The 815-nt window shown below is 40.1% G+C and carries 1 protein-coding gene and 1 pseudogene; both read right to left on the bottom strand.

The annotated features are described in order from the left end of the window. Positions 1–14: 14 nt before the first annotated feature. Positions 15–431 (bottom strand): annotated as a pseudogene (locus tag CYK47_RS15860) (IS1 family transposase); the annotation flags it as partial. A 34-nt stretch (positions 432–465) separates the two neighbouring features. Further along, positions 466–747 carry an IS1/IS1595 family N-terminal zinc-binding domain-containing protein gene (locus CYK47_RS15255; RefSeq protein ID WP_122902603.1) on the bottom strand — a complete coding sequence of 94 codons (282 nt, stop codon included), beginning with the start codon at positions 745–747 and terminating at the stop codon, positions 466–468. Between the last annotated feature and the right edge of the window lie 68 nt (positions 748–815).

The following is an 815-nucleotide window of genomic DNA, read 5'->3' as shown; positions in this document are numbered from 1 at the left end:
GGTAGTGTCCAAATCTAACGTGTTATCCATCTATCTTTCATATCCTGATTATATTTCAATAAAAATAGATGCAAGACAGCTTCGTGATTTTCTTTCTTCTTAGAAAAGCTTAATGTCTTTCGAGTAAAACGACCTAGGCGATTTCTGAGTGTGGCATTGAACCGTTCAACGTGGTTCGTTAGACCTGTATGCTTGCCTACGCAGCGGTGTGTATCCGGATCAAAGACTGTAGCGTAACTTGACCAGTAGTCACTACATGTGGCCAAGCTGAAATAGGCTGTTGGGATACGGCAACGCAAATCTGTACATGTTTCATCGTTACGCTCACCACACACATAGGCAACCACTTGACGTGTTCGACGACACAGTGCAATCCATGTCCAAACCTTGTGGCGACGTGCTTTTACAAAGCTCCATAGTTCATCAAGTTCTAAAACATCTGTCGGGTCAGCATCGAGTAACTCATCATGGAGTTTCTGATGATTTACTTTTTTTTATCCAACCAGTTAGTGTTTCAGGTGCCACACCAAATAAGCGTTGCATGCCTCGCAAGCTACCTCTTTCAAGATAAGTGTCCATAATTAATTGTTTTTGCTCTTCTGTATATTTCACTTTTGGTTTAAGCACACTGCAGCGACCACAGTCTTTACATCGAAACTGGGCATTGCCACTTTTATTGTGACCATTTTTAAAGATATTCGGCGATTGGCAACGTGTACAAAGATAAGTAGTGGTTTCGATGATCATATTGGATATTTTTTACTTGTTTTAGTGATAATTTATTCTACAAAAACACGTTAGATTTTGACACTACC

Origin of the sequence: Acinetobacter sp. B51(2017), from assembly GCF_003711395.1 — a bacterium.
Lineage (GTDB): Bacteria > Pseudomonadota > Gammaproteobacteria > Pseudomonadales > Moraxellaceae > Acinetobacter.
This window is presented reverse-complemented; position numbering and strand designations above follow the sequence as displayed.